Origin of the sequence: Tardiphaga sp., from assembly GCF_044340795.1 — a bacterium.
Lineage (GTDB): Bacteria > Pseudomonadota > Alphaproteobacteria > Rhizobiales > Xanthobacteraceae > Tardiphaga.
The window spans coordinates 1-5,189 of sequence record NZ_JBIISY010000331.1; the positions used below are offsets into that span (position 1 = coordinate 1).

3 protein-coding genes and 1 rRNA gene are annotated in these 5,189 nt (G+C 63.0%); 1 reads left to right on the forward strand and 3 read right to left on the reverse strand.

What is annotated here, in order from left to right; translation table 11 throughout:
- Positions 1-62, reverse strand: a 16S ribosomal RNA gene (locus ACIQ17_RS30400); the annotation flags it as partial.
- Between the two features lie 856 nt (positions 63-918).
- Between ACIQ17_RS30400 and ACIQ17_RS30405 the strand changes: the two genes are divergently transcribed.
- Positions 919-2,994, forward strand: a complete 2,076-nt coding sequence (locus ACIQ17_RS30405) for a M23 family metallopeptidase (protein WP_398473191.1) — start codon at positions 919-921, stop codon at positions 2,992-2,994.
- Positions 2,995-2,996: 2 nt separating this feature from the next.
- Here ACIQ17_RS30405 and ACIQ17_RS30410 read toward each other — a convergent pair whose 3' ends face one another.
- Positions 2,997-3,635 (reverse strand): NAD-dependent dehydratase, encoded by a 639-nt coding sequence (locus tag ACIQ17_RS30410; RefSeq protein WP_398473192.1) that lies wholly within the window; start codon positions 3,633-3,635, stop codon positions 2,997-2,999.
- A gap of 71 nt (positions 3,636-3,706) precedes the next feature.
- The coding region (locus ACIQ17_RS30415) for an AAA family ATPase (protein ID WP_398473193.1) at positions 3,707-5,189 on the reverse strand (1,483 nt) is incomplete at its 5' end.

The following is a 5,189-nucleotide window of genomic DNA, read 5'->3' on the forward strand; positions in this document are numbered from 1 at the left end:
ACTTGCATGTGTTAAGCCTGCCGCCAGCGTTCGCTCTGAGCCAGGATCAAACTCTCAAGTTGGACTTGAAACTTTTGAACCGGCATAATCACAACGTTTGACGAGGATCCCACCATTCTACGTCGATCAAACCGAAGCTTGATCAACATGCCGTCCGCGCTTCACAGCGCAAAAACAGCGATGGTGTTTCCTTGTAAAAAACGTAGTGCCGCCGAAGTCTTTCGTCCGGCCTCACAACAATAAAAACCGAGGTTCTTATTGAGCGAGACCCGCAAGGACTCCGCCGTCCACGTTTCTCTTTCTTCTTCTCAACTTGTCAAACAGCCCGACGCCAGAGGCGTCAAAATCTCTCTCAACAATCTATTCGACAAAAATTTAGCAGCCGAGACCTATCGGCTACTTCATCACTGTCGCGATGTTGATTTCCGGAGCGCGTCAAACCGCCCGGGCCGTTGGGCCCCGGCGCCGCCGCGCTCAGTGGCCGTCTTATAGGGGGGGACCACCGGACCTGTCAACGCGTTTCGTCAGAAAATCGTCACGCTGGGTCGAAGAATCTTTTGGGCCCGAAAAGCGTAGGTTTATCAGCGCTAACGCCGCATCAAAGCCACATTGCTCCGGCGTTCTGGCGTCGTCTCGGATGAAGATTCTTTGTCGGAACCGCGAAATTTTTCGGTTCCGGGGTTCGAAAATCCGTCTTGAGGCAGCTGTGACGACGGCGAGATGACGATCAGTGGATGGATCGCCAGCAAGAGATCGCCGGATGCGCAGCATGGAACATGACAGCAAGACGGTAAGAGCCTCTTTGCAGCATTGACGATTGGACCTTGGGCCAGCATTTTGGCCCGCGCTGTTCGACCATCCGTGCGCCTGAGCTGGGGAGCTTCGCCATCGGATGCCGGCACTTTGGGGGACTACGGTTTGAACCACGGACTGTCACGCAGTGGCGCCATCAATCGTGAGACCGGGATGATCGATCTCGGTCACGAGCCGCCGTTGTCCGTCGATGGCTCCGAGGCCGCGGTGATCGATCGCCGTCGCGTCTCCGTACAATGGTTTTCCGGCACTATTCTCACAGGTCTGTGCGGCGCGGCTCTGATCGGCGGCGCCGTTTTCGCATCGCTCGATGGCGAGATGACATTTGCCAAGCTGCCTGAGCGCGTGGAAAGCGCGCTGCGCGGCGCGGTCAGTTCTAACGACAAGCAAGCCAGCCTGCATAAAGCCGATCGCCTGCCGCCGCCGAGCGAAGCCTCCGCCGCGCGTCAGGTGTTTCGCATGTCCACCGTCACCCGCGTCGGCAATCGCGACGTCATGCGCGTACGGCCCTATGTGAAGATCTCCGGCAATCTGGTGATGGCGACCAGCGATCTCTCCGCCAAGGTGCCCCCCTTCAATGCGCAGCGCCTGCTCACCGATGTCGGCGGCGCACAGCCGACCGCCGAAGACGCCGGCAACACCACCGAGACCGCCGAGCCCGATGCCGAAGTCTCCTTCGTCACCCGCGATCTGGCGCAGGTGCTGCCGAAGGCCAAGCTGGCGGCAGCCGCATCTGTTTCCGCCGAGGAAGTCTTGATGCGCGTGCGCGACGCCTCGAACTGGCGCGGCCAGGGCGGCGTGCGCTACGCCTCCATCGGCGGCACCCAGGATTACAGCGGCGCCGGCAGCGAAATGAAGATGGCCTACGCCGCTGAAGGCAATGTGGCCGATCCCTATGCGGGCTTCGAGACCCGCATCGTGCCGGAAAACGTCACGCTGCTCGCCAAGACCAAGGAACAGATCACCGGCGGCAATCCCACCGGCGAGCGCATCCACATCGTCAAGAAGGGCGAGACCGTCCAGAGCATCATGCGTGATCAGGGCGCCTCCCCCGAGGAAGCCCGCCAGATTTCACTGACGCTCGGCGCCAAGGGCCGCGATGGCGGACTGCGCGAAGGCCAGAAACTGCGCATCCTGATGGCGCCTGCCGGCCCCGGCCAGCGGCTGATGCCCTACCGCGTCGTCGTCGCCAGCGACGCCACCGTCGAGGCCGTGGCGGCGCTGTCGGATCTCGGCAAATATGTCGCCGTCGACGTCTCCAGCATGAATACGGCCAACCAGGCCGCAGCCCCCAGTGATGAGGACGAAGAAGAGGACGACGGCACCGGCGTCCGCCTCTATCAGAGCATTTACGAGACGGCGCTGCGCAACAAGGTGCCCGCCACCGTCATCGAGGACATGATCAAGATCTACTCCTACGATGTCGACTTCCAGCGCCGCGTGCAGCCCGGCGACTCCTTCGACGTCTATTTCGCCAGCGAAGACGAAGGCTCCGCCAATCCCGACCGCAACGAGGTGCTCTACGCCTCGCTCACCGTCGGCGGCGAGACCAAGAAATACTACCGCTTCAAGACCGAAGACGACTCCGTGGTCGACTTCTATGACGAGACCGGCAAGAGCGCGAAGAAGTTCCTGGTCCGCAAGCCCGTCAACAACGCCATCATGCGCTCCGGCTTCGGCGGCCGCCGCCATCCGATCCTCGGCTACACCAAGATGCATACCGGCGTGGACTGGTCGGCGCCCTATGGCACGCCGATCTTCGCCTCGGGCAACGGCATGATCGAGAAAGTGGGCTGGGAAGGCGGCTACGGCAAATATATCCGCGTGAAGCACAACAACGGCTACGAGACCGCCTATGGCCATATGTCGGCCTATGCCAAGGGCATGGAGCCCGGCAAGCGCGTCCGTCAGGGCCAGGTGATCGGCTTCGTCGGCTCCACCGGTCTCTCCACCGGCGCCCACGTCCATTACGAAATCCTGGTCAATGGCCGCTTCGTCGATCCGATGCGCGTGCGCCTGCCGCGCGGCCGCTCGCTGGAAGGCACCATGCTCGCGGGATTTGAAAAGGCGCGCGACCAGATCGATACGCAGATGAACCAGCGCGGCCAGGCGCGGGTATCGGATGCGACCGGCAGCACCGGCGTGGTGCCGCCGCAGACGCGGTCGATCACCCCGCGCTGAGATCAACCGGCAGCAAGCAACTCCGCCTCGATCAGATGATCACCGGGCCCGCCGGCGACGGCGGCCTCGATCAGCGCATCCGCGATCCTGTCCGCAGGGCTGATCCGATAGCGGCGCGGTAGCACTGGCCCGAGCGCGCCGAGGACGACCGTAGCGATCCGCTCGCCCAACCGAAACTCAGCCCGATCGCCACCGATCAGACCCGGCCTGACGATGGTCAGCGAGGCAAAGCCGATCGTCCTGATCGCGGCCTCGATCTCCCCTTTCGTGCGTGGATAGAGCAGCCGCGACGCCGCATCGGCGCCCAGCGACGAATTCAGCGCAAAGCGGGTGGCGCCATGGCGATGCGCCAGCCGGGCAACGGCGAGCGGATAATCGTAATCGACGGTGCGAAACGCATCGTCCGAGCCGGCTGTAGCCCGCGTCGTACCGAGGGCGCAGATCACCCCGTCGACGGCCCACCAGTCCGCGTCCGCCGGCAATCGATCGAAATCCACCAGCAGATTGTCGAGTTTGGCATGTGCCGTGAGCGGCCGCCGGGTCGGCGCGACGACCCGCGTGATGCGGTCATCGGCCAGAGCCTTTGCGATGACCTGACCACCGACAAGGCCGGAAGCGCCCACGACCAGAATGCGCGTCATCTCTCATCTCCCCATATCAAAACGGCCTGAACCGCAAAGTTCAGGCCGTTCCGATCAAGTTATATCATCGCTCAGTTCAGCATCCGCTTGGCCGGCACATCGAAGTCGTCGATCTCCGTCGCCCCGACCAGCGTGCCGTTGAAGGTCAGCACATTCCCTTCGGCGCTGATCCCGACATGATCGCCATCCTTGACGTCGCCAGCCAAAATCATCTCCGCCAGCGGGTCCTGCACGCTGCGCTGGATCACCCGCTTGAGCGGACGCGCGCCGTAGGCCGGATCCCAGCCCTTCTCGGCGAGCCAGTCGCGTGCCGCCGCATCCAGCTCCAGGACGATCTTGCGATCCTCCAGCAGTTTTGTGAGCCGTGCGAACTGGATCTCGACGATCCGGCCCATCTCGCTCTTCTGCAGCCGGTGGAACAGGATGATCTCGTCGACGCGGTTGAGGAATTCGGGGCGGAAATGTCCGCGCACCGTGCCCATCACCTGCTCGCGCACGGCGGACGTATCCTCGCCCTCCGGCTGGTTGACCAGGAATTCCGAGCCGAGATTGGAGGTCATGATGATCAGCGTGTTGCGGAAGTCGACGGTGCGGCCCTGACCATCGGTCAGGCGGCCGTCATCGAGCACCTGCAGCAGCACGTTGAAGACATCCGGATGCGCCTTCTCCACCTCGTCGAACAGCACGACCTGATAGGGCCGCCGCCGCACGGCTTCGGTGAGCGCACCACCCTCGTCATAGCCGACATAGCCCGGAGGGGCGCCGATCAGCCGCGAGACCGAGTGCTTCTCCATATATTCGGACATATCGAGCCGGACCATCGCCGTCTCGTCGTCGAACAGATAGGCCGCCAGCGCCTTGGTGAGCTCGGTCTTGCCGACGCCGGTGGGGCCGAGGAACATGAACGAGCCGATCGGCCGGTTCGGATCCTGCAAGCCCGCGCGTGAACGGCGAACGGCCGTCGACACCGCGCGCACGGCCTCGCTTTGGCCGACGACGCGTTGGCCGAGGCTCTGCTCCATGCGCAGTAGCTTGTCCTTCTCGCCTTCCAGCATCTTGTCCACGGGCACGCCGGTCCAGCGCGAGACCACCTGCGCGATGTGGTTGGCGGTGACCGCCTCTTCCATCATCTCGCCGGAGTTTTCGCTGGCTTCGATATCGGCCAGCCGCTTCTCAAGGTCCGGAATTCGGCCATAGGCCAGCTCGCCCGCGCGCTGATATTCGCCACGGCGCTGCGCATCGGCCAGTTCGAGGCGCAAGCCATCGAGCTCGCTCTTGAGCTTCTGCGCATCCGACAGCTTGTTCTTCTCCGCCGACCATTTTTGCGTCAGCGCCGCCGATTTCTCCTCGAGCTCGACCAGCTCCTTCTCAAGGTTCTCGAGCCGGGTCTTGGAGCCGGCATCGGTTTCCTTCTTCAGGGCCTCCTGCTCGATCTTGAGCCGGATGATCTCGCGATCCATCGAATCCAGCTCTTCCGGCTTGGAATCGACCTGCATCTTCAGCCGCGCCGAGGCTTCGTCCATCAGGTCGATGGCCTTGTCGGGCAGGAAGCGG

What these genes read in the sequence shown, in the direction of transcription:
- ACIQ17_RS30410 (WP_398473192.1), bottom strand. Translation starts at nt 3,635, where the DNA reads ATGACGCGCATTCTGGTCGTGGGCGCTTCCGGCCTTGTCGGTGGTCAG.